The organism is Frankia sp. RB5 (genome assembly GCF_059816245.1).
Map to the genome: position 1 here is coordinate 169652 of NZ_JCBATA010000003.1, position 23369 is coordinate 193020.

Annotated in this window: 18 protein-coding genes; 12 read left to right on the top strand and 6 right to left on the bottom strand. The window is 71.8% G+C overall.

What is annotated here, in order from left to right:
• Window positions 1–36 precede the first annotated feature (36 nt).
• The gene (locus AC6EXY_RS02765) at window positions 37–1650 is read left to right on the top strand and encodes a dolichyl-phosphate-mannose--protein mannosyltransferase (RefSeq protein WP_499818362.1); all 1614 of its coding nucleotides are present in this window, start codon (window positions 37–39) and stop codon (window positions 1648–1650) included.
• 305 nt (window positions 1651–1955) lie between these two features.
• Window positions 1956–2153: a hypothetical protein gene (locus tag AC6EXY_RS02770; protein WP_006541195.1), complete on the top strand. Its 198-nt coding sequence runs from the start codon at window positions 1956–1958 to the stop codon at window positions 2151–2153.
• A gap of 37 nt (window positions 2154–2190) precedes the next feature.
• On the opposite strand, the gene AC6EXY_RS02775 is transcribed toward AC6EXY_RS02770, so the two are convergent.
• Window positions 2191–2739 (bottom strand): hypothetical protein, encoded by a 549-nt coding sequence (locus AC6EXY_RS02775; RefSeq protein WP_101831664.1) that lies wholly within the window; start codon window positions 2737–2739, stop codon window positions 2191–2193.
• Window positions 2740–3148: 409 nt separating this feature from the next.
• Between AC6EXY_RS02775 and AC6EXY_RS02780 the strand changes: the two genes are divergently transcribed.
• Window positions 3149–4933 carry a glycoside hydrolase family 15 protein gene (locus tag AC6EXY_RS02780; protein WP_101831665.1) on the top strand — a complete coding sequence of 595 codons (1785 nt, stop codon included), beginning with the start codon at window positions 3149–3151 and terminating at the stop codon, window positions 4931–4933.
• 381 nt (window positions 4934–5314) lie between these two features.
• Here the strand turns inward: AC6EXY_RS02780 and AC6EXY_RS02785 are convergent, their stop codons facing one another.
• Window positions 5315–5611 carry a hypothetical protein gene (locus tag AC6EXY_RS02785; protein WP_499818361.1) on the bottom strand — a complete coding sequence of 99 codons (297 nt, stop codon included), beginning with the start codon at window positions 5609–5611 and terminating at the stop codon, window positions 5315–5317.
• 141 nt (window positions 5612–5752) lie between these two features.
• The gene (locus AC6EXY_RS02790; RefSeq protein WP_101830485.1) at window positions 5753–7621 is read right to left on the bottom strand and encodes an ATP-binding protein; all 1869 of its coding nucleotides are present in this window, start codon (window positions 7619–7621) and stop codon (window positions 5753–5755) included.
• Window positions 7622–7785: 164 nt separating this feature from the next.
• Between AC6EXY_RS02790 and AC6EXY_RS02795 the strand changes: the two genes are divergently transcribed.
• The 6 genes from AC6EXY_RS02795 to AC6EXY_RS02820 all read left to right on the top strand — a co-directional run bounded on the left by AC6EXY_RS02795 (window position 7786) and on the right by AC6EXY_RS02820 (window position 15190).
• Entirely contained in the window at window positions 7786–9375 is a 1590-nt protein-coding gene (locus tag AC6EXY_RS02795) for an FAD/NAD(P)-binding protein (protein ID WP_243407233.1), read from the top strand.
• 77 nt (window positions 9376–9452) lie between these two features.
• Window positions 9453–9878, top strand: coding sequence for a hypothetical protein (locus tag AC6EXY_RS02800; protein WP_101830486.1), 426 nt, complete (start codon window positions 9453–9455; stop codon window positions 9876–9878).
• A 145-nt stretch (window positions 9879–10023) separates the two neighbouring features.
• Complete coding sequence (locus AC6EXY_RS02805; protein ID WP_499818360.1) at window positions 10024–11565, top strand: FHA domain-containing protein; 1542 nt, start codon at window positions 10024–10026, stop codon at window positions 11563–11565.
• Window positions 11566–11625: 60 nt separating this feature from the next.
• Window positions 11626–12393 (top strand): DUF305 domain-containing protein, encoded by a 768-nt coding sequence (locus AC6EXY_RS02810; protein ID WP_101830488.1) that lies wholly within the window; start codon window positions 11626–11628, stop codon window positions 12391–12393.
• Between the two features lie 84 nt (window positions 12394–12477).
• Window positions 12478–14019: a SulP family inorganic anion transporter gene (locus AC6EXY_RS02815; RefSeq protein ID WP_101830489.1), complete on the top strand. Its 1542-nt coding sequence runs from the start codon at window positions 12478–12480 to the stop codon at window positions 14017–14019.
• A 43-nt stretch (window positions 14020–14062) separates the two neighbouring features.
• Window positions 14063–15190 carry a family 43 glycosylhydrolase gene (locus tag AC6EXY_RS02820; protein ID WP_499818359.1) on the top strand — a complete coding sequence of 376 codons (1128 nt, stop codon included), beginning with the start codon at window positions 14063–14065 and terminating at the stop codon, window positions 15188–15190.
• A 73-nt stretch (window positions 15191–15263) separates the two neighbouring features.
• On the opposite strand, the gene AC6EXY_RS02825 is transcribed toward AC6EXY_RS02820, so the two are convergent.
• Together AC6EXY_RS02825 and AC6EXY_RS02830 are read right to left on the bottom strand one after the other, a co-directional pair.
• Window positions 15264–17048 carry a regulator gene (locus AC6EXY_RS02825; RefSeq protein WP_243407234.1) on the bottom strand — a complete coding sequence of 595 codons (1785 nt, stop codon included), beginning with the start codon at window positions 17046–17048 and terminating at the stop codon, window positions 15264–15266.
• Window positions 17049–17065: 17 nt separating this feature from the next.
• Complete coding sequence (locus AC6EXY_RS02830; RefSeq protein WP_101830491.1) at window positions 17066–17839, bottom strand: cysteine hydrolase family protein; 774 nt, start codon at window positions 17837–17839, stop codon at window positions 17066–17068.
• Window positions 17840–18174: 335 nt separating this feature from the next.
• Between AC6EXY_RS02830 and AC6EXY_RS02835 the strand changes: the two genes are divergently transcribed.
• Window positions 18175–19032 carry an acyl-CoA thioesterase gene (locus AC6EXY_RS02835; protein WP_101830492.1) on the top strand — a complete coding sequence of 286 codons (858 nt, stop codon included), beginning with the start codon at window positions 18175–18177 and terminating at the stop codon, window positions 19030–19032.
• Window positions 19033–19174: 142 nt separating this feature from the next.
• Here the strand turns inward: AC6EXY_RS02835 and AC6EXY_RS02840 are convergent, their stop codons facing one another.
• Window positions 19175–20737 (bottom strand): MFS transporter, encoded by a 1563-nt coding sequence (locus AC6EXY_RS02840; RefSeq protein WP_423748039.1) that lies wholly within the window; start codon window positions 20735–20737, stop codon window positions 19175–19177.
• Between the two features lie 315 nt (window positions 20738–21052).
• Here AC6EXY_RS02840 and AC6EXY_RS02845 point away from each other — a divergent pair, with 315 nt between their 5' ends.
• On the top strand, window positions 21053–21880 hold the full coding sequence (locus AC6EXY_RS02845) for a TetR/AcrR family transcriptional regulator (RefSeq protein ID WP_243407235.1): 828 nt from the start codon (window positions 21053–21055) through the stop codon (window positions 21878–21880).
• A gap of 87 nt (window positions 21881–21967) precedes the next feature.
• Window positions 21968–23369 (top strand): hypothetical protein (locus AC6EXY_RS02850; RefSeq protein ID WP_499842283.1); only part of this gene is annotated, 1402 nt, incomplete at its 3' end.

Here is a 23369-nt window from a genome sequence, read left to right on the forward strand (position 1 = left end):
CCAGTGTGGCAGGAGTCAGGACCTACCCTGATCCGTGTGACGGCGACGACGGCCCACGTGCCCTGGAGTGCGAGCGGACGCGAGGACCAGCCGGCCGCAGTCGCGGCCGGGGGGCCGCGCGACCGGCGGCGGCCATCCGCCGAGAGCCTGCGCGACCGATTGTGCCCACCGATGCCGGGCTCTGCGCTCATGGGCTGGCTGGCGACGGTCTCGGTGGCGGTGCTCGCGGGCGTGCTGCGCTTCTGGCACCTCACCGAGCCCCGCGGCGTGTACTTCGACGAGGTCTATTACACCAAGGACGCCTGGGGCCTGCTCACCGCCGGCTACGAGATCAATTCGAGCACCTGTTCGGGGCCCGGCTACGTCGTCCATCCACCGTTCGGCAAGTGGCTGATGGCGGCGTCCGAGGGCCTGTTCGGGTACACGAACTGCGCCGGCGTGCCGCACGGCAGTCCGGAGCTGGGCTGGCGGTTCTCCTCGGCGCTGTTCGGGACGCTGGCGGTGCTCGTGCTCGCCCGCGCCGCCCGGCGGATGTTCCGCTCCACGGTGCTCGGCTGCTTCGCCGGTCTGCTGCTGGCCATGGACGGGCTGGAGTTCGTCCAGAGCCGCATCGGCATCCTGGACATCTTCCTGATGACCGGGGTCGTCGTCGCCCTGGCCTGCCTGCTGCTCGACCGCGACTTCGGCCGCGCGCGCCTCGCCGATCGCCTTGAGGGGACGAAACCCGGTGACGATCCGCGCCGCGACATGTTCGGCCCCCGGCTCGGGTTCCGCCCGTGGCGGCTGGCCTGCGGGGTGGCACTGGGCCTGTCGGTGGGCGTCAAGTGGAGCGCGCTGTACACGATCATCGGGTTCGCGGCGCTCGCGATCGCCTGGGACATCGGCGCGCGGCGCACCGCCGGGGCCCGCCGGCCGGTGCTCGGCGCGCTGCGCCGGGACGCCGCGCCGTGGCTGGCGATGTTCGTCGCCGTACCGATTGTCGTGTTCCTCGCCACCTGGACGGGCTGGTTCGTCACCGACGGCGGCTACGACCGGCACCTGTATGGCAACGGCTTCGTCGCCGCGTGGCGCGGCTGGTGGTCGTACCAGATGGCGGTGCTGAAGTTCCACGAGGGCCTGCACCAGGGGCACGACTTCGCCTCCCACCCGATGAGCTGGCTGGTGATGGCCCGACCGGTCGCGTACTACTACTCCTCGCCCGCCTACGGGACGTCCGGCTGCCACGATCCGTCCGGCTGCTCCCGGGAGGTGATCGCGCTGGGCAATCCGGCGGTGTGGTGGGTCGGGACGGCGAGCCTGGTCGGGACGCTGGCCTGGTGGGTCGCCCGACGGGACTGGCGGGCGGCGCTGGTGCTGGTGGGCTTCGGCTCGGCGTTCCTGCCGTGGCTGCTGTTCCCGGCCCGCACGATGTTCTTCTTCTACGCGCTGCCGAGCCTGCCGTTCCTGATCCTCGGGATCACGGGGCTGGCGGGCCTCGCGCTCGGCCCGCGGGACGCGTCCGACACCCGCCGGCTGGCCGGCGCCCTGTCCGTCGGCATCTACACGATCATCGTGGTGCTGCTGTTCGCGTACTTCTACCCGGTGCTCGCCGCGCAGGTGATCCCCTACTCCTCCTGGCGGGCGCGGATGTGGTTCCCCGGCTGGATCTGATCGCCCGGTCGGGGCACCCCTCCGTGGTCCCGGTGTGATCTTCCTCACCGAATCTGCTGAGCGTCAAGCAATAAACACCCGTTGCGATGCCATCATCACCAATGGGCATTTCCGCCCGGTTGACGACACCGAAACGGGGACGCATGAAGTTGACCGATGACCCGGAGTTCATGACGTACGCCCCTAGCAGCTCGGCTGTCGCGCCCGACGAGGGGGGCCGCGTCTGGCCGGAGACCACGATCGGGGATGGTGGGTCGGTCCCCCACAACCGGGTGTCGGGCGGACCGAGTCTGGGAGGAACGACCATGGCGGATGTGTCGGTACGCTTCGCGATGACCGATGACAGCGAGATCGTGCTGAACCTGTCGCTGACGCAGGCGATCCGGCTCACCGAGGCGATCGCGTCCAAGGTCAGCCAGGCGATGACCGAGCAGCCGCGGGCCGGCATGAACGGCAACGCCTACGGCCCCGGCGTGCGCCCCGGGCCGTACTCGACCTCCTGAGCGGCGCGGCGGGCTGATCGCGCGGCAGTCATCCGCCTCAGCCGCCCGTGAGCTGGGCGATCAGCGCGCGAAGCAGATCCAGGTCCCGGCGGCGAAGCTCGGCCGCCGTGGCCTGATCCGGCCGTGCCGGCGTCAGCGCGGCGCGAACGCGACGCAGCTTGTCCCGCAGCGTCTCGAGCACGACGGGCGGGAGCAGTCCGTCCCGCAGCACCAGCACGACGTGCCCGCCGTGCTGGACCACGTCGACCGGCTCGTCCATCGGCAGCGTGACGACCCGCACGCCGACGGGAGCCTCCTGGTCATACACGAGGCACAGCTGGTCCTCGGCCAGCACCTCGGCGCTGCCGTCGTCCCAGAGCACGGTCGCCCGCGCGGTGACCGGCAGTGGAATTCGGGCGGACTCTACCCGCACGGGCCCCGTCTGCCCGGTCGGCTCACGCCGTCCGGCGGGGTGCACGGCCAGCACGGTTCCGCGCCGCGACCAGATCCCGCCGCCCAGGTCGTCGATCGGGAAGACCCGGTCTCCCCGAGCGAACATCACCAGTGCGGCGTGACCGTCCTCGGCGGTCGATGGGTGGGCGGCCATAGCGTGATCGTAGGTGGGGTGTCCCACCACCCGAACGGCCAGACCCCCACCGGTGTGGGATCGCTAACCAGTCCGGGCGTGCCAGCGCCCCCGGACCGTAACGGGAGCCGGGGTCGCACCACCTCCGGGGAGCGGGTGTGAGGCCGCCCGACCCGCCCCTGACATCCGGTGTTCACACTGTGGATCCGACCGATCCGGCCGGTTGCCGCCAGGCGTGGGCGGAGTGCCCCACGGCGGGTTACCGTCTCGTGGTCGCCCCTCGACTCGGGTGGCGACCGGCGGCGGCCGGGAGGACGCGGGCGGCCCCCGGCTGGGTCGCCTGATGGCGCGGTGGCGTCCTCTCCGACCAGGCGCCGGCGGAAACCGAAGGCCGGACCCTCGGCCCGATCACGCCCCGCGGAGCCCACGAATGCCCGACACCGACTACCCGCCCATCGAGGAGCACGCGGTCATCGGCGACCTGCGCACCGTGGCCCTGGTCGCCACGGACGGCACGATCGACTGGTACTGCCCGCAGCGCTTCGACGCGCCGTCGGTCTTCGCGAGCCTGCTCGACGCCGAGCGCGGTGGCTCGTTCCGCATCCACTGCCCCGACTCCCACGCCAAGCAGCTCTACCTGCCCGACTCGAACGTGCTGATGACCCGCTTCCTGGCCCCGCGCGCGGTCGGCGAGGTCGTCGACTTCATGGTCCCGATGGACAGCGACGTCACCGAGACGCCGCACGTCGTCGTCCGCCAGGCGCGGGCCGTGCGCGGGACGGCGTCGTTCCGGCTGCGCTGCGACCCCCGCTTCGACTACGGCCGCACCGCCCATACGGTGACGCTCATCCCCGGTTCGGGCGCTGTCTTCGAGTCGGTGACGGGCACCCTGGTGCTGCGCACGTCGCTGCCGCTGCGCGTCGAGGGCACCGCCGTGTACGCCGAGTTCGACCTGGCCAACGGCGAGACGGCCGACATCGTCCTCGAGTGGAACGCGACGATCCGCCCGCTGGTCACCGGCGAGGCCGACGCGCTGTTCACCCGCACCGTCAACTACTGGCAGTCGTGGATCCGCCGTGGCCGCTACCACGGCCGCTGGCGCGAGATGGTGGTGCGCAGCGCCCTGGTCCTCAAGCTGCTCGTCTACCGCCCCACGGGCGCGCTGGTGGCCGCGCCGACGACGTCGCTGCCGGAGGAACTCGGCGGCGTGCGCAACTGGGACTACCGCTACACCTGGATCCGCGACGCGGCCTTCACCACCTACGCGCTGATGGCGCTCGGCTTCACCGACGAGTCGGCCGCCTTCATGGACTGGCTGGAGCACCGCTGCCACGAGGCGCCGACGGAATCCGGCCTGTATGTGCTGTACAGCGTCGACGGCAACCCCCACCTCGACGAGATGGTCCTCGACCATCTGGCCGGCTACCGCGGCTCGAAGCCGGTCCGGATCGGCAACGCCGCCGCCGAGCAGCTCCAGCTCGACATCTACGGCGAGCTGATGGACTCGGTGTACCTGTACAACAAGCAGGTCCCGATCTCGTTCCAGCTCTGGGAGGCGCTCGGCCGCCAGCTCGACTGGCTGTCCAAGCACTGGGACTCCCCCGACGAGGGCATCTGGGAGACCCGCGGCGGCCGCCAGCGCTTCACCTACTCGGCGCTGATGACCTGGGTGGCGTTCGAGCGTGCCTGCCGCATCTCGCGCCAGCGCGGCCTGCCCGGGCCCACGAACGACTGGAAGGACCTCGCCGGCCAGGCCTACCGGTTCGTCCAGAACGAGTCGTGGAACCCCCAGCGCGGCGCCTACATGGAGTACCCGGGCTCAGAGCGGCTCGACGCCTCGCTGCTGTGCATGCCGCTGGTGAAGTTCTCCGGCCCCACCGACCCCCGGTTCCTGTCGACGCTCGACCGTGTCGGCGAGGACCTGGTCAGCGACAGCCTGGTCCGCCGCTACGCCGCGGACGGTTCGGACGGCCTGACGGGCGACGAGGGCACGTTCAACCTGTGCTCGTTCTGGTATGTCGAGGCGCTGACCCGCGCCGGCCGGGTCAGCGAAGCCCGGATGGTCTTCGAGAAGATGCTCACCTACGCCAACCACGTCGGCCTCTACGCCGAGGAGATCGGCCCCTCCGGCGAGGCCCTGGGCAACTTCCCCCAGGCCTTCACCCACCTCGCCCTCATCAGCGCCGCCATCCACCTCGACCGCGCCCTGACCTGACCCGAGGAGACCTTCGAGCGGCTGCTGTCAACGCTCACGACGACGACTCCTCCCGAGAGCGTCGCCGCTCCCACAGCAGCCGCGCTCCCCGCACGAAGCTCACAGGAGAAAGCGCGAGCCAGAGCACCCCGAAGCCCCACCCCCATGGGTCTGCCGGCTCCCGTATTCCGGCCCTCAGCATCACAGCACCAACCACCAGCCCAAACGCACCGTACGCAAACCAGTACCAGGCCCGCCCAACCAGCTTCGTCTTCGTCCCCACCTCGCCACCGATCCTTTCCCATGTTCAGCGTCCACACCTGCCCGTACCCTCCCCGCGGCGCCGTCCCATCCTCCTATAACTGCCAGTTCACTTTCTCTGCCCCAATGCCGGCCGCGACATCACCCGCCGAGATCTCCGCTCCAGCCTTGCCAGACCCAGATGGCGAGCGCCGCGACGACGAACGTCGCCCCCGCCGCCAGGGGAATCACGTGCAGCAGGCTGTCTCGCTCCGAGACGAAGGTCACCTGACTGATCGCGGCGCCCGTAAACAGAAATGCCCGCGCGAGCGAGATCGATCTCCTGTTATTACCGAAGAACGAACGCCCTCGCACCACCTCGGCGTAGAAAACCAGCGCGACCATCCCCAGCAACGGGGAAAATCCGACGGCGAATAGCACGCTGCTTTCATCTACCATGAGGATCCTCCATCCGCGGATGACCGCCTGCTCTCGACCGCCGTCACGCCAACCTCGCCCCGGCTCGGGAGCCAGGAGAGCTCGATCCTCCACGAACGGCCCCCGCACAAGCCGTTGATCAGAGCACGGACAGCGGTCCCCTCAGTCGCGCAACGTCCACCGGAGTCGTCGCTGTCCAGGGCCCGGTTCGATCCGAACGACCTCGGCCATGCGGTGCAGCCAGCGCAGCGCCCCCTGCGGAGTCATCCCCAGCGCGTTCGCGATCTCGTTCGTGTCACGGGGGCCGCCCGCGAGCAGCACACGGATGTCCGCGGACCGGTCTCGCCGTCCCGCGGGTCTCGCGACGGCCGCGCCAGCCGACGACGACGTCGGCCAGAGAGCCGCCTGGCCGCGTCGAGACTCTGCCCCATGGTCGGAGACACGGCGATCTGGAATGAGACCTTCAGCGAGACGCCACTGCGTCCATCGGCGATCTCCATTCTTTGTCACCAGGCCGGCCGCGGCCATCCCCGTGAGGTCCCTGGACGCGGTTCCGGCGTCGCACCCGGTGAGTCCGCGGTACTGCTGATTGGTAATTGTCGTGTTGCGGTACAGGAAGGCGAGGCCGAACCGCTGACGGTCGGCGAGCCCCGCGGTGTCGACGGTGGACAGCCAGGCAACGGAATCGTCGTCCAGCAGGCTGTGGCTGTGGAAGACGACACGGAACTCGCGGACGGTGTCGATCAGCGCGGGCGGTTCCATCCCCGCGGAGCGAAGCGCCGCGGCCATCGCCGGCAGGCCGGTGCCCCGGTTCTCACAGACCGTCCGTCCGGTTCCGGGGACCTCCACGTCCTCGAGAAGCTTGGCCAGCAGCGCGTTGCGAGACGACGAGGCAGGCTCGGCCAGCAGGTCCTCCCTGCTCACCGGGCCGTGCAGCCCACCCGGGCTGGTCACCACCAGCCGGTCGGGATACAGCTCGACCCGGATCTGCGTCCCCTGGGCCAGCGGATGGTAGTCGCGGTGCATCAGGGCATTCGCCACTGCTTCCCGGATCGCCTCCTCCGGGTACTCCCACTGGTCCAGCCGGCCGATACCGACGATGATGGCGCGCCGCTTCATGTTCCGCCGCACCGCGGCCAGCGCCATGGAAACCATGATCGGTATCGCCCCGTCTATCGACTGGTTGTCCAGAAAGCGGGTGCCGCCCTGGATCGGCTCGCCCGTGATTGTGGGATACGCGACAAACGTGACATCGAGCTGTGGATAATAGCGCTGGGGATAACGGCCCAGGGCCAGAAGCCCCGCCAAGCTCGGTTTCGGCCCGTCCTCCGTGTCGATGAGCACCCGCAGCAGCCTCAGCACCTCGTCGTCCGAGGAGCCCGAGAACAAGGGACCCCGTGTCGCGCGCAGCCGGCGCACCAGCGAGGTGACCAGATCGGCGTCGAGGTCCGCCGGGGACGCCTCCAGGACGGGAACCATGTCATCGCGCGGTTGCCCGCGTGACGACACGAGGATGTGCACCTCGTACGTCGAAAGTGGCCGGTCGCCGTCGTGGGTCCGCAGGTAGGAGCCACGCTCCAGGCCGCGGGCGCGCACATGGCACGGCTTGCGATCGACCGCCATCTCATCGATGCGGGCGGCGACGACCGACTGACCATCGACCGACACGATGTCGATGTCCGACCGGACGGCCGGTTCCAGCTGGTCCACGCATGCCGCGGCGAGGTCGCTCGCCAGCTTCGCCGCGTCGATCCCCACCGGCTGGAATCCCCTGGCCTCATCGAGGCCGAGGATCACCAACCCTCCCCGGGCGTTCGCGAAGGCGGACAGCGTGTCCGCGATGGACTTCGGCAGGCCACCCGCCGCGGCTTTGACCTCGATGGACTGCAGGTCGGTCCCAGCCTGACGGAGCCGAACGACCGCGTCGTCCACCTCGGCCTGAAGGTTCGCCATCGCCATCGCCACCCACAACCCAAACTTTGATCTACAACTTGAGCGACAACTTAGCCTCGAAGTTGTCGCTTGTACCATCCTAAGTTGTAGATCGTTTATGTGGGGGCAGGTGGGCACGGGTGTCGGAACCTGGACATCCCTCGCGGTGGGTGTGGCCCTATCGTGGCAGCAGGACGGCCAGGCCGGGAGCGACGATCCGTCCGCGGGTCCGTACGCGGATCGAGGTGGGCGGAGGGACGGCCGTGGGTGGTGACCTGACCCCCGCGTTGCTCGCTGCCCCGGTGTGGACGGACGCGATGGTCGCGGCCGCCGGCATCCCGATCCGGGACGTGGAGCTGGTCACCGTCGGCGGTGGGATCGGCTCGTTCGTCCTCGTCGACCAGCTGCGCATCGCCGGGCTGCCGGCGTCGGCCATCAGGGTACTGTCCACGATCGACCAGCCGTGGCAGACCTACCAGTACCTGACCCGGGTCTCGCAGATCCCCGAGCATGAGCGGATCCGGTCGGACTCGGCGTCCACCCCGGACAACATCTGGGGCTTCCCGTCATACGCGGTGCGCGAGGCGTTCACCGCCTCGACCCTGCGCGGGTTCACCCGGCCGCTGTGGCAGGTGCTGACCGAGCCGGTGCTGTCCGACTACTACACCCCGCGGGTCGGCACGGTGTTCGCGAGCATGGCCCGAGAGGCGGCGCGCATCGACTGGCCGTCGATGCTGGTCCGCGGCCAGGTCCGGATGGTGCGCCGGCGCGCCGGCGGTGGCTACCTGACGATCCTCACCCCGCCGGCGGACGGCTCGGAATCGATGCCCACCCTGCGGCTGGGGAGCGCCCCGAGGAGGACGGCTGCCCCCGCCGAGTTGGCACCGGCCACCAGGCGGATCGCCTACCGCAGCCGGTTCGTGCACCTCGCCGTCGGCTACCCGGGGCTGCGTTTCCTGCCCGACCTGCAGGAGTACCGGGCCCGCCACGGCGACGTGCGCCGGGTCGTCAACGCCTACGAGCCGCACGAGCACGTCTACGACGAACTTGTCCGCCATCCGGCGACCGTCGTCGTCCGCGGCGCCGGGATCGTCGCGTCCCGCATCCTGAACCGGCTGATCAACGACCGGGACCGGCAGGGCGCGCGCACCCACATCGTCCACCTGTTCCGCACCTACGTACGTGGCGCGCACGGGCCGAGCGTGTTCATGCGCCGCCGTGGCGGCGACGGCTGGGCCTACCAGGGTTTCAACTACCCGAAGTCGGTCTGGGGCGGGCAGCTCAAGGCGCGGATGCGCGAGCTGGAGGGCGCCGAGCGCAGGGCCCTCTACGACGCCATCGGCGGCACGAACACGCCGCGCCGCCGGGTCTGGCAGGAGCAGCTGGCCCGCGGTCGCCGCGAGGGCTGGTACACCACGCACGTCGGCGAGGTGCACACCCTGGAACCGGGTCCGGACGGCACGGTCGTCACCCGGATGCGCACCGCCGACGGCATGCTGGAGGTGCCGGCCGCCTACGTGATCGACGCGACCGGGCTGATCGCCGACATTCGCGAGCACCGGGTGCTGGCCGACCTGCTCGACCACTCCGGCGCCGGCCACAACCCGCTCGGCCGGCTCGACGTGGAGCGCACATTCGAGGTGCGCGGCACCCGCAGCGACCCGGGACGGCTCTACGCGTCCGGCGCGGCGACGCTCGGCGGCTACTTCCCGGGCGTCGACACCTTCCTCGGCCTGCAGATCGCCGCGCAGGAGATCGCCGACGACCTGGCGTCGGTCGGTTTCGGGCAGCGCCTCGACAGCCGCCGCTCGGTGACGCAGTGGGTCCGGTGGATGCGCAACCAGCCGGTCTGAGCGGCCGGTCCAAGCGGCAGAGGGACACGTGGGACAGAGGGATACGCGGGACAGAGGGGCGGAGGGGAGGGACATCCGTGGTACCGACGTTGGGCGGTCGTGTGCAGACGCGGCTGTTCCTGCTCGCCACCGTCGGCGTCGTGCTGACGGTGCTGGTCGTGCCGGTGCTGCCGGGCGCGGGGGCCGACTACGGCGGCGCGTTCGGGGTGCTGGTGGCGGTCGCCGTGCTCGGGGTCGGCTGGGAGCTCATCTACCACGGGCTCCAGCAGTTCCGCTGGGAGAAGGACTGGCCAACGGGATTCGGCCTGGTCACGGGGGTGAACGAGGGCCTGCTCACGTGGCTCGCGGCGCGCGGTGGGCTCGTGCCGGGCGCGGGCGGGGTGGCATCGTCGGCGTTCGCGATGCACTTCGCCGTGGTCTGGCTGGGCGTCTGGCTGTGCGCGAACGGGCCGCTGCGGGTGGCCGTGCCGCGGTGGCGATTCCACGGCGGTCGGCTGTGGTGACGGCCAAGGCGGTACCGGCCGGGCGACGGGCACGGCAGGATAGGTCCTGAGCACGGAACGACTTCCACCAGCCCCGCCCGCGGCCGCGATCATGGCCGCGAACGGCGCGGGCCGACCGGGGACGACAGGGGACGAGAGGCGAGGCATGGCGGGTCTGGACCAATTCCGGGTGGTCGTCGAGTCCGGGCGCACCGATGAGTCCGGGCGCGCCGACCGCGCTGGCGTGGTCGTGCGGCTGCCCGGCGCGCTGATCGTCGCCCGCGCGGGCCGTCCCGAGACGGCCGAGATCACCGGCCGGCTGCTCGGGCTGTGCGCCGAGGTGGCCGCTGAGGCGGGGGCGACCGCGTCGACCATGGGCCGTCGCCTGGTCCGCCGGGTCGCAGGCGTCCTCGCCGACGCGGACCCCGACCAGGTACCCGACTTCAGCCTGCTGACGACCGTCAACGACCGGATCGCCGCCCTGGTGCACGGCGCGATGGACGTCGTGGCCAGCGGCACCACCGGGCTGACTCTTTCCGGCGTCGACTCGGCCACCTGGGTCGACCGGCTGCTGCCGACGGAGATCAGCCGGCTGGACGTCGGGCCGACGGGGATCGTCACGGCCGGCGGCTTCCCGGGTAGCCTCGGGGATCTCGGCTTCCCGCTCGACCTGCGCATCGGCGCCGTGCCCGGGATCGGCGTGAGCCTGATCCTCGGCGAGGCGTTGGCGGTGCCGGCGGTGAAGGCCTCCGCCGAGCGGCTGCTCGCCGGCTTCGACGCGGCGCGCGAGCCGAGGACCGGTGGCGAGCCGATCGCGGCACCGACGCCGCCGCCGCTGGCCCCGCTGCTCAGCGAGGAGGAGGAGGCGCACCGGCGACGAGCGGCGGCCGAGCCGACCCAGGCCGCCGACCTCGACGAACTCGACGACGAGGACCCGCCGACCGAGCTCGCCGGGCGGGAGCCGCTCGGACGAGAGCCGCTCGGACGAGAGCCACTCGGACGAGAGCCGCTCGGACGAGAGCCGCTCGGACGGGCAAGCGTCGAGTCGGGGCCGAACGGCCACCTCGGCCAGTTCGGCGACCACGGCGGCCACGGCGAGCCGATGACCGACGGCCTCGGCGACGATCTCACCGACGACGAGCACGACGCGCTGACCCAGCTTCCCGGGCAGACGTTCACCGTCTCCGACCTCATCGAGGACGACGAGGCGCCGACGATGCTGCCGGGCAACTCCGAGCCCCAGGTCGAGGGCGTGCTGTGCGCCAACGGCCACTTCAACCACCCGCAGGCGCCGTACTGCGCCGAGTGCGGCCTGTCGCTGGCGCAGCAGACCGCCCGCACGGTGTGGGGCCCGCGCCCGCCGGTCGGCGTGCTCGTCTTCGATGACGGGCAGACGATGAACGTCGACATGGATCTGGTCATCGGCCGCCAGCCGGACCGGGACGACGCGGTGCGCGCCGGCAAGGCCCGGGCGCTGCCGGTGGAGGACGGGGAGAGCGCCGTCTCCCGGGTGCACGCCATCATCACCCTGACCGGCTGGGACGCGGTGATCACCGACCAGGGGTCGGCGAACGGCACCTACATCGCCCCGCCGGAGGCCACCGTGTGGACGCCACTCAGCCCGCACCAGCCGGCACCGTTGGTGCCGGGCACCCGCGTCCAGGTCGGCAAGCGTACCTTCGTCTTCAACTCGCATATTCACGTATAGGGGCGCTCGTCGGTGGGGCGGCGCGCGTCATCTCGACACCTACGTCAGACTTGACGGACGATGAGCGACACAGACTCGCGCGCCGGGGTCGACCTGCCCGCCCCCGCAGACCAGGCGCCCGCGGACGAACCCAGGCCCAGGCGGGGGCGGCGGTCAGCCCTGTGGTGGACGCCGGTGGCCCTCGTGCTGGTGGCCGCTGTGCTGGCCGTCGGCGCCGCGCTCGGTTCGGTGTTCGACGGCTCGCCCGGTGAGGGCTCCGTCGACGTCGGTTTCGCCCGGGACATGTCCGAGCACCATGCCCAGGCCGTCCAGATGGCGATGATCGAGTTCGACCGCGGGAGCGACCCGACGAGTCGCAGCGTCGCGCAGGACATCGCGCTCACCCAGCAGCGCGAGATCGGCGTGATGTCGGCGTGGCTGTCCGGCTGGGGCCGCACCCAGACGGTCAGCGGCCCGCCGATGCGCTGGATGGGCGGCACGGACGCCGCCGGCATGACGGACGGCGGCGCGACCGGCGGCCATGACATGCACGACATGCCCGGCATGGGGACGACCGCGGACCCGGACGACACCGCCCGGATGCCCGGTATGGCCACCCCGGCCGAGTTGCGGCGCCTCGCGTCGTCGAGCGGTCGCGACCTCGACGTGCAGTTTCTCACGCTGATGATCCATCATCACCGCGGTGGGCTGGCGATGGCGCAGTACGCGGCCAGGCACGGCGAACAGGACCGCACCCGCAGCCTTGCCCGGGCGATGGTGCTCAACCAGTCCATCGAGATCGACCAGATGCAGAACGATCTCGTCCGACTCGGTGCGCCACGCGCCTGACCAGGGTGGTCCGGCCCGTCTCGCCCGGGTGGACCGGTTCGTCTCGTCACCGCCACTTACCGATCTCCCGAGGTCTGCTGCCCTATGACTGAGGTTTCCGACCGCGCGGCCGCCACCGCGGCCGACCGCCGGCACCCGACCGCCGGGGGCCGTCAGCGCGTCGCGGCACTCGCCCGGCGCCGGCCCGGCGTCCGCTATGTCCGGATCGAACTGCTCGCCGGCCTGGTGACGGCGCTCGCCCTGATCCCGGAGACGATCTCGTTCTCCGTGGTGGCCGGGGTCGACCCACGGGTCGGCCTGTTCGCGTCGTTCACGATCTCGGTGGTGATCGCCTTCACCGGGGGCCGGCCGGCGATGATCTCGGCGGCGGCCGGATCGATGGCACTGGTCGCGGCGCCCCTGGTCCGGGAGCACGGACTGAACTACCTGCTCGCGACGACGATCATGGTGGGCCTGCTGATGTTCGCGCTGGGCATGCTCGGGGTGGCGAGGCTGATGCGCTTCATCCCGCGCACCGTGATGATCGGCTTCGTCAACGCGCTGGCGATCCTGATCTTCACCGCCCAGATACCGCACGTCGTGGGGCATTCGTGGGTGGTCTATGTGCTGGTCGCGGGTGGGCTGGCCATCCTGCTCACGCTGCCGCGGCTCACCCGGGCCGTCCCGGCGCCCCTGGTCGCGGTGGGCATCCTCACCCTGGTCACGGTCTGCTTTCACATCTCGGTGCCGACGGTCGGGGACGAGGGCCGGCTGCCGTCGTCGCTGCCCCGCCCGGGCCTGCCCGACGTGCCGATGGCCTGGGAGACGCTGCGGATCATCGCACCGTACGTGCTGGCCCTGACCGCGGTCGGACTGCTGGAGACCCTGCTCACCGCCCAGATCGTCGACCGGATGACCGAGTCCACCCACGACCCGAACCGCGAGTCCTGGGGGCTCGGCGTCGCCAACGTCGTCAACGGGTTCTTCGGCGGCATGGGCGGCTGCGCGATGATCGGCCAGACGATGGTCAACGTCAACTCGGGTGGGCGCGGTCGGCTGTCCACGTTCGCGGCCGGTGGCTTCCTGCTCATGCTGGTGGTGCCGCTGCGCGGGATCGTGCAGCACATCCCGATGTCGGCGCTGGCCGCGGTGATGATGCTGGTCGCGGTGATGACCTTCGAGTGGCGCAGCGTGGCGCCGTCGACGCTGCGTCGGATGCCTCGCGGGGAGACGCTCGTGATGGTCGCCACGGTCGCCGTCGTGGTGCCGACGCACAACCTCGCCTACGGGGTGCTCGTCGGCGTGGTCCTCGCCGCCCTGCTGTTCACCCGCCGCGTCGCCCACCTCGCGATGGTGACCAGCGTGCTCGACCCGGAGGGGGGCGAGCGGATCTACGCGGTCCAGGGCACGCTGTTCTTCGCCTCCACGAACGAGCTGGTCAACGCGTTCGACTACGCCCGCGACCCGACCCGGGTGGTCATCGACCTCTCCGACGCCGACGTCCTCGACTCGGCCGCCGTCGCCGCGCTCGACGATGTCCGTACGAAGTACCGCGAACGCGGCGCGGACGTCAGTCTGGTCGGGCTGAACAGCCGCAGCGCCGCCCTGCTGCGCGGACTGTCAACCACGCCGGACGCAACAGCATGAATACACTCCGCCATCAGATGCTCACAATGAGAATGGTGGCGGCATGGGCGAGAAGGGGCTCACCCACGGGCTGATCGACTACGCGCGGCGCCAGCCGGCCGTGGTCATCATCGTCCTCGTGCTGGTCGGCCTGTACGCGTCGAAGGCGGGCTCGGCCACGTCGTCCCGGGCCGTGATCGTGCCGAACCTCGACTTCCCGGCGCCGTCGCTGCTGACCCGCGACCGGACGACCTACGTGGTCGGCGTGGACCCGCGCGCGCCCGACACGATCCGTCTGCTGACGAGCCGGGACCGGCGCTCGTGGAGCGTCGCCTCCGGCGGCCTGACGGCGCCGCCGGCCTGGGCGGATTCCGGCGGCGGGCTGGGGCCGGCGGCGATCGGCGTGTTCGACGGCTCATACGTCCTCTACTACACGGCGCAGGTGCGTGGCCTGGGCGTGCGCTGCGTCTCCGCGGCGACCTCGAAGCACCTCGACGAGCCGTTCGTCGACACCTCGCTCGCCCCGTTCGTCTGCCAGCCGGCGGAGGGCGGCAGCATCGATCCGAGCCCGTTCCTCGACGAGGCCGGGCGGCCCTACCTGGCCTGGAGCAGCCCCGGGCAGACCGCGGGCGCGGCCCCGACACTGTGGGCGCAGCGGCTGCGCCCGGACGGGCTGGTGCTCACCGGCGACCCGGCCGTCCTGCTGCGCCCGAGCCTGGACTGGCAGCAGAAGCGGGTCGCCAGCCCGTCGATGATCTCCAAGGACGGGCACTACCACCTGGTGTACTCCGCCGCGCCGGAGCTGAACGACCGCCAGGTGGTGGCCGCGGCGGAGTGCGCGAGCCCGCTGGGGCCGTGCACGGCGGCGGACAAGCCGCTGCTGACCGGCGGGAAGATCGGCTCGGGTCCCGGCGGCGCGCACGCCTTCGCCGACGCCCGCAACCGCTGGTGGCTCGGGCTGCACAGCTGGGACGCCCCGCCGGGTGGCGCCTACCTGCCGGCCGGGCGGCTCGCCGTCGTGCCGCTGAAGATCCGCGACGGCGGGGTGTCGACGCACGTCGGGTCGACCACGCTGGGCCAGGTGCGCACCCCGGAACAGCACGGCACCAGCGGGCAGGACGGCGACGAGCGCGACGGCCGTGAGCGCGACCGATTCGACTTCAACCACGAGAAGCACGCCCGCGACGAGTAGGGCGGGAGTCCGCCCTACTCGTCACACAGGTTCAGCCGGTCGTCGCAGCGGTTCAGCCGGTCGTCGCAGCGGTTCAGCCGGTCGTCGCCGGGGTGGCGGGTGCCGTTCCCGCCGCGGCCGGCACCGTGTCCTCCGTGGGCGCGGCCTCCTCGGCCGAGGCCGTACGGTCCTTCGCCGGCGCCGGCGCCGGCGCCGGGTCCGGCGCGGGTGCGGCGTCCTCGGTCGGCCGGGCCTGGCTGGGGATGCCGTGCTCGCGTTCCAGGGCGATCTCCTCGGCGTCGGGGACGCGCGGGGCCGGCCGGGTCAGCGCCCAGATTCCGCACAGCACCGCCAGGAACAGGTAGCCGAGGGCGACCTGCCCGCCGCCGGCGTTCCACTCGACCTTCTCGGCGTGGATCAGGCCGATGAAGGACAGCGCCGCCCCGGCCGCCGACGCGATCGTCGCGGAGATGAACCGTTTGTCGATGATGAACGCGACGATCGAGCCGAGCACCAGGCCGGCGAGCACCGCGCCGTCGCCGAGGGTGTGCAGGCCGTGCAGCAGCACGCTGTTGCCCTCGAGATCCGCGTCGGTGACGGTGAGGTTGACCGCCGGGTTCAGCTTCGACGCGACGCCGACCGCGGTGGTCACCGTGTTGTCGATCTGGCTGGCCGCCCAGGAGGCGATGTTCGGGATGATCGCCGCCACCACCGCCGCGCCGTGCGCCTTCGGCGAGACCTGGAATGCCTGGGCACCGATGAGCAGGCCGATGTAGAGCAGGATCGGCACGATCGCCGGCAGCGGCAGCACCGCGTTGAGCAGCCCGAACAGGCCGCAGAAGCACAGCAGTGCGATCACCACGCCGGTCGCGAGCGAGTAGCCGGTGCGCCCGCCGGCGGCCTTCCAGCCGGGGTGCCCGATGTAGACGGCGGGCGGGAACGGCGAGCCGAGCATCGAGCCGATGATCGCGCCGAAGCCGTCCGCGAGCAGGATCGGGCGCAGGTTGAAGCTGTCCCCCGCGGACGCGGCGCTCTCCACGTTGGTCATGCCCTCGGTGAAGTTGTAGACGCCGAGTGGGATCGCGGTGGCCAGCAGCGGCGAGATGTCGGACAGGCCGTCGAACAGCCGGTCGAAGTGGAACGTGGGCAGCGACAGCGCGATGTCCTTGGCCGCCTCGGAGACGGCCGGAGTGTCCATGAAGCCGCCGATCCAGCCGATCGCGGTGCCCACCGCCAGCGCCACCGCGCCGATCGGCAGGTTGTACGGCAGCTTCAGGTCCGTGAGCAGGCCGATGAGCAGCAGCCCGAAGACCGGCAGCGCGATCCAGGCGGCGTCCCACATCTGCGCCGCCGGACGCATCGAGATGAACGCGATCGAGATGCCGGCCAGCGTGCCGAGCATGGCCGCCCGCGGTGCGTACCGGCGGATCGTCGGCCCCACGAACGCACCGATGACGACGATGATGCCGATGATGAACGCCCAGGCCAGACCCGCCTGCCATGCCTCGACCGGGTTCTTCGTCTTCAGGTAGATCGGCAGCATGATGACGAAGACGACGATGAACATGTGCGGGACGCTCGGCCCGTACGGCATCGCCGTGACGTCGTCGCGGCCCTCCTTCACCGCGAGCCGCCGGCCCAGGTAGGCGTAGAACAGGTTGCCGATGAGCATCGCGATGCCGAGCGCGGGCAGGATCGCGCCGAACACGTCGTCCTTGGGGATGTTGACGACGAACAGGCACAGCGATGTCAGGACGATGACGTTGACGAGGACGTTGATGCCCAGGCCGAAGAAGGCGTTGGTGTCGCCCTTCGTCCAGTAGGGCAGGGCGGGCGCGCCGGACACCGCGGGCGCCGGCCGGTTCCCGATTCTGATCATGATGGGACCGTGCTCTCTCAGGAAGCCGTGACGGCGGGGACGGGCAGACCGGCGGACAGGGGCGGGCCGGCGGGCAGGGGCAGCGCGGCGAGCAGGTCCGCCGACGGCGCGACCCAGCCGAAGATCCCGCCCTGGGCGGCGACCATCTCCAGCGCCACCCGCTGGAACTCGGGGAAGTACGAGCCGACGCAGTCGGACAGCACCAGGCACTCGTAGCCGCGGTCGTTGGCCTCGCGGACGGTCGTGTGCACGCAGACCTCGGTCGTCACCCCGGTGACGATCAGGCTGGTGATGCCGCGGGCGGTGAGCATGTCACCGAAGGCGGTGGCGTGGAAGGCGCCCTTGCCGGGCTTGTCGATGACGGACTCGCCGTCGATCGGGGCGAGCTCGTCGATGATGTCCTGGCCGTACTCGCCGCGGATGAGGATGCGGCCCTTCGGGCCGACGTCGCCGATGCGCAGGGTGGCGTTGCCGCGGTGCAGCTTCGCCGGAGGCAGGTCGGACAGATCGGGCAGGTGTCCCTCGCGGGTGTGGATGACGGTGAGGCCGACGGCACGGGCCGCGGCGAGCACGGCCCGCAGGGGTTCGATCGTGCCGCGCAGCTGACTGACGTCGTTGCCGAGGCTCTCTCCGAAGCCGCCCGGCTCGAGGAAGTCGCGCTGCATGTCGATGAGCACGAGCGCGGTGGTCGCGGGATCGAAGGTGAAGTCGTACGGCCGGGCGCTCACGGTCAGGGGCGCGATCGAGGTCTGGTCGACGGTCGGGGTCGGAGTCTCTGCGGGTTCGCTCATGCCAGCTGTCGCCATCCCAGGTCCACAGGTGCGGGGCGGCCGCTGCCTTCCCCGTCGTGCCTGGAGACGAGGGTCGGGGGAGGTCGTTTCAGCGCACCACGTGGCACGTAACACAGCGATGAACTCTGTATCCCGAGCCGTACCCGAGTCCGTATACAACCTCGAATGCGACGGACTTGCAGCGCTTTGGGATGTTTTGCTGACGGGCGAGACCGCACGGGGACGTGGCGTACGCCACTGAGCCCCTCCCACCATGCCGAACGGGTCGATATTGGCCCACGAGGCTCCACGCCGGCGGCGCCGAGGTCGCCGACCGTCGATGAAAGGGGTGCGGTGTGGGTGTACAGCCGGTCGAGGCGATCGATGCGACACTGCCGATCAACGCCGCCACACCGGGCTATTTCACCCTGAGCGACCTGCTGTCCGTACTCGATCTGCGTGGTGACGTCCCGCCGGTGCCAGCGCGGACGCTGGCGAGCGCGCATGGCGGTGTCTGGGGCTCGCAGCAGCTCGGTCAGCAGGTGATGCTCGCGGAGCGGCTGACGCCGGGCAAGGTGGTGCACTCACTGCACACGATCTTCGCGCGCCCCGGTGACTGCATGCAGCCGGTCTGGATCGACGTGGAACGGCTGGCGAGCGGCGGTTCGGTCGACGCGCTGGCCCTGACCTTCCGGCAGGGTGCGCAGCAGCTGTCACGGGCGACCATGATGCTGCGCGCGCCGGCGCCGGACTTCCTGCGGGTCTCGCCGGCGATCACGATGCCACCGGGCCCGGACGCCGGCGAGCCGGACGACGACCGCCCGATGATGCCGTGGGAGTCCCGTGCCCTGCCGCCGGTCGAGGAAAACGTGCGGGACCACTGGTCCCGGATCAGCGGAGCCGGCTCGGATCCCACGCTGTGGCGGGCTCTCATCGCCCATTCCTGCGAACTGTTCCCGCTGGCGGACATCGTGGTCGCGCAGGGCCTGGCGGAGGCGCCGCGCGCGCCGCGGGCCGGGATCGCGGCCATGGTGCTGTCCCAGACCGTGACCTTCTTTAACGATCTGGACGTGCGGGACTGGCATCTGTACCGGGTCCACACCGTGCACGTGGGGCATGGGCGCACCGGCTCCCGTATCGAGGTGTTCGCCCCGGATGGAACGCTGCGGGCAGAGGCCGAGATCATCGGGCTGCTCCGGGGCACCCGCTCCTGACGCCTCGCACGCGTCCGGTCGGGGCCGGTGTTCCCTGGCGGGTCCACCGGGCCCCGACCGGTTCATGCGAGCGTCCGCAGGACCGGCTCAGGGCCGGGCAACGGGGACGGCGCCGGGGTGGCGCGGCCCCGTCCTGGAAGGGTCAGCCCTCGGCGGCGGGAACCGCCTGGGCGACCTGAACGCCCTGCTTCAGCTCGGACGACTCGCCGTCCGCCTCGCCCGGGTCGGCTACCGCCGCCACCACCACCGTGGCGTCGTCAGCGGGGACGGCCGGGACAGGCACCTCGACGGCAGCCGCCGCGGGACGGCGCCGAGGCAGCAGCAGCGCCGCCGGCACTCCTAGCACCAGCACGCAGGCCGCGACGAACAGGCCGAAGGAGTAGCCGGAGGTCAGAGCCTCGAGGTGTGGGACACCGGCGCGCGACCTGTCCTCCGTGCGGTGGGTGGCGAGGGTGGTGACCGCGGCCAGGCCGACGGCCGCACCGATCTGACGGCCGGTGTTGACGAGCCCGGAGGCGAGCCCGGCCATGCGCATGGGCACGCCGGAGGTCGCGGCCGAGACCATCGCGACCATCGTGCAGCCCATTCCGAATCCCATCAGGACCGCGGGACCGAACACCTCCCCCCAGTACGTGCCGTCCACGGTGATGGCGGACAGCCAGAACAGGCCGCCGGAACCCAGCGCGGCCCCGGCACCGATGATCGGGCGTGGCCCGATCCGACCGATGATCCGCGTGACCAGCTGCGAGGCAATGATGATCATGATGGGCATCGGCAGCATCGACAGCCCGGCACGCAGCGGACTGAAGTCGTGGACCCGCTGCAGATACAGCGTGAGGAAGAAGAACACGGCGAACATGCCGGCGCCGAGGAAGGCCGCGATCAGGTTCGCCACCGCGATCCCCGGATACCGGAAGATCCCAAGCGGAACGAGCGGGCTGGCGCTGGTCGCCTCGATCGCGACGAAGACGCCCAGCAGCACGACCGCCGCGGCGAGCATCCCCAGCGTGGTCGCCGACGTCCACGAGTCCGTCTCCGTGCGGACGATCGCGTAGACCAGCAGCACCAGGCCGCCGGTGACCGTCAGCGTGCCCGGGACGTCGAGGTCCCGCAGGCGGCTGACCTGGCCGCGCGACTCCGTCAGCACGGCCCGCGCCGCGGCGACCAGCACCACACCGATCGGCACGTTGACGAACAGCACCCAGCGCCAGTCGGCGACGTCGGTGAGAACGCCGCCCAGCACCGTTCCGAACGCACCGCCACTGGCCGCCGTGGCGCCCCAGGCACCGAACGCCCTGGTCCTCTCCCGCCCTTCAGTGAACGAGGTCATCAGCAGGCTCAGCGTCGCGGGGGCGAGCACCGCCCCACCGAGGCCCTGCACCGCCCGCGCGGCGATGATCTGACCCTCGTTCTGCGCCAGACCGCCGACGAGGCTCGCCAGCGTGAACAGGCCGAGGCCGAGGATGAACACCCGCCGGCGGCCGAAGAGATCCGCCGCCCGCCCGCCGAACAGGAGCAGCCCGGCGAAGGCCAGGGTGTAGGCGTTGATCACCCACTGGAGCCCGCCGGAGGACATGTGCAGATCGTCCTGCATGGCCGGCAGCGCGACGTTCACGATCGAGATGTCGAGCACCACCATGAACTGGGCCAGGCAGCACACCGCCAGGACCGCCCAGCCGGCCCGCGGCGCCCCGCCGACCGTCACACCCGGCGCCCCCGGCGCCCCCGGCGCCCCCGGCGCCGCCGAACCTGCCCTTACCTGTGAGACCTCGACCGGGCCCGAGCCCGAGCCATTCCGTTGCGACATCTAGCGACCCCTCCTCCGTGCCGTCGTCGTACGCCGTACGACGACGGGGCCCACCCTACGCGTACGATGTACGAACGGCAAAGGCGCGGGTGAATCCCGTTCGGCCCGCGATGGGCCTCGGGCGGGACGGCTCTTTGGGTTTGAGTCGTGCTCGAGCCGTGACGTGCTTTGATGGGATGTGCTTCGGGAGGTGACGAGGTGAGGACGGCGCCGGTGAGACCAGCCGCGGGGTCGACCGAGGGTCATCCCACACACGACACGCCCGCCTGCCGGCCGAAGCTGAGTCCGGATCTGCTCGCCCGGGCCGCCATCGCCATCGCGGACGCCGACGGTCTCGCCGCCGTGTCGATGCGCCGGCTCGCCTCGAGCCTCGGCGTCGGGACGATGACGCTCTACTACCACGTCCGCGACAAGGACGAGCTGCTCAACCTGGTGTGGGACGAGTTCATGGGCGAGCACCTGCTCGACGAGATCCCGGCTGACTGGCGTACCGCCCTGACCGAGATCGCCCAGCGCACCCGGGAGTCCTACCAGCGTCATCCATGGGCGCTGCAGGTGGTGGCGCGTCCCGCCCGCGGGCCGAACAAGCTTCGCCACATCGAGCAGTACCTCACCATCGCCTCGCGGATCACGGACGACCCGGACGAGCAACTGCGCATCATCCACTCCGTGGGTGATCTCGTGGTCGGCTGCACTTTGCGCGAGCTCAGCTTCGTGGCATACCCGGCCCCCGCCGAGCGCGAGCCGGCCAGGCCGCTGGCGGCCATCGACGCGCCCGTGCCCGCCGAGGTGCTGGTCGCCGAGCCGCTGACGGCGGGCAACGTCGCCGTGAGCGCGGGGCGCCAGCCGCGGCCCGACTTCGGCGCCCTCGCGAGCTCCGAGGAGCTGCCGCGGCTGCGCAACGTGTGGACGAACGGCTGCATGCTGCGGGCGCCGCGCTTCGAGCGGGCGCTGGGGTGGCTGCTGGACGGCATCGAGGCGGCCCATCCCGCGGCGGCGTCGTCGGCGTCGTCCCGGATGCATCCGAAGAAGGGTGCGTAGCGGCCTTCACGGACACGAGTTGAGTAGCTACCGTCGGAGAAGCCGGTCGCCGCCGGCGATCCGCGAGTCGCATCCGGGGCTGCCACCATGACCGTTCGACTACCGCGCCACGTCGCGCCGCTCGCCACCGGCGAGCCGGCGTCACTCGGGCCGTACCAGCTGCTCGGCCGCATCGACGCGGGCATCACCGGTGTCGTCCATCTGGGCCGGGCACCCGGTGGCGCGCAGGTCGCGGTGCGATCGCTGCACCCGGGAGACTCGCTGCGGGCCGACATGCGGGCCCGCTTCGCCGCCGCCGTCGACCGCGCCCGCGCGCTCGCCGGCCCGCACACCTGTGGCGTTCTCGATGCCGCGCCGGAGGCGGACCGCCCCTACGTCGTCAGCGAGTTCGTCGGAGGCCCGACCCTGGCGCGCGAGCTCACCGAGCGCGGCCCGCTGTCGGTCGACGAGGTGGACCGGCTCGCCCGCACCCTGCTGACGACCATCGAGGCCGCCCACCGGACGGTCGGGGCGCTTGGTGACCTGACGCCCACCGACATCGTGCTGAGCGTCGTCGGTCCCCGTCTGGTCGACCTGGGCCTCGCCGCCGCGCTGCGCCCGCTACTGGTGACGGCCGCCGCCGGACGCGAGGCGTCGGGCGCGGCAGGCTATGTGCCCGGGTACGGCTACGGGCCGGCGGCGGGCGGTTGGGACGGTCCCGCCGCGGACATCGTCGCCTGGGCCGGGATCGTCGATCTCGCGGCCACCGGCCGGCCGGCCGGATCGGTCGAGCCGGCGGCGCGCGGTGGCTGGCGGCGCGCGGAGCGGCCCGGCCAGGACGCGGCGACCAGTCCCGCGGTGCGCCGGGCTCTCGCCCGCGTCCGCCAGGCCGACGGCGCCTCGCTGCCGGACACCTCCGAGCTCCTGGCGCTGCTCGCCGGGGCGCGCCCGCGCTCGGGCCGCGCCGGCCGGGAGCGCGGGCAGCGGGACACGAGCGGTGCCCTGGCCCGGTCCGAGCCGGTACCGGCCCCGCGGGCCGACGCGCCGCCCCCACGCCCCGCCACGCATCCACGCCCCGCCGCCGAGCCGCCCGCCGAGGACCGGCCGCGACCGGGCCGGGCCCGCGACTCAGAGGCGCGGGCCGGCGGCGGGCGCCACAGCGCCGCCCGAGCAGGCGCCTCCCGTCCCGGCGCCGCCCGCGCCGACGCCGGTGCGGACGGCACCTCGCGGGACGGCGCCCAGGCCCCGTCCGCGGGCCGGTCCGCAACGGCTGGACGGTCGGGTGGACGGCAGAGGCCAGCGCCCCGGGACCACGCTCGGGTCACCGGGCGGGACGGCGACCCGCCCGGCACCGAGGCCGCGGCGCCGGACCTGGACATGGTCAGCCTTCTCCTGCCGCCGTTGGACGGCCTGCCGCCCACACCGCTGCCGCCACCGCGCGGCGCGGCGCGGGCGCCCTCCCGGGCCGCCGCGGCGGCATCGGCGGCGTCCGGCGCTGGTGCGATCGCCG

What these genes read in the sequence shown, in the direction of transcription:
- AC6EXY_RS02825 (WP_243407234.1), bottom strand. Translation starts at nt 17,048, where the DNA reads ATGATCAGAATCGGGAACCGGCCGGCGCCCGCGGTGTCCGGCGCGCCC.
- AC6EXY_RS02830 (WP_101830491.1), bottom strand. Translation starts at nt 17,839, where the DNA reads ATGAGCGAACCCGCAGAGACTCCGACCCCGACCGTCGACCAGACCTCG.
- AC6EXY_RS02805 (WP_499818360.1), top strand. Translation starts at nt 10,024, where the DNA reads ATGGCGGGTCTGGACCAATTCCGGGTGGTCGTCGAGTCCGGGCGCACC.
- AC6EXY_RS02785 (WP_499818361.1), bottom strand. Translation starts at nt 5,611, where the DNA reads ATGGTAGATGAAAGCAGCGTGCTATTCGCCGTCGGATTTTCCCCGTTG.
- AC6EXY_RS02815 (WP_101830489.1), top strand. Translation starts at nt 12,478, where the DNA reads ATGACTGAGGTTTCCGACCGCGCGGCCGCCACCGCGGCCGACCGCCGG.
- AC6EXY_RS02770 (WP_006541195.1), top strand. Translation starts at nt 1,956, where the DNA reads ATGGCGGATGTGTCGGTACGCTTCGCGATGACCGATGACAGCGAGATC.
- AC6EXY_RS02810 (WP_101830488.1), top strand. Translation starts at nt 11,626, where the DNA reads ATGAGCGACACAGACTCGCGCGCCGGGGTCGACCTGCCCGCCCCCGCA.
- AC6EXY_RS02775 (WP_101831664.1), bottom strand. Translation starts at nt 2,739, where the DNA reads ATGGCCGCCCACCCATCGACCGCCGAGGACGGTCACGCCGCACTGGTG.
- AC6EXY_RS02780 (WP_101831665.1), top strand. Translation starts at nt 3,149, where the DNA reads ATGCCCGACACCGACTACCCGCCCATCGAGGAGCACGCGGTCATCGGC.
- AC6EXY_RS02790 (WP_101830485.1), bottom strand. Translation starts at nt 7,621, where the DNA reads ATGGTACAAGCGACAACTTCGAGGCTAAGTTGTCGCTCAAGTTGTAGA.
- AC6EXY_RS02820 (WP_499818359.1), top strand. Translation starts at nt 14,063, where the DNA reads ATGGGCGAGAAGGGGCTCACCCACGGGCTGATCGACTACGCGCGGCGC.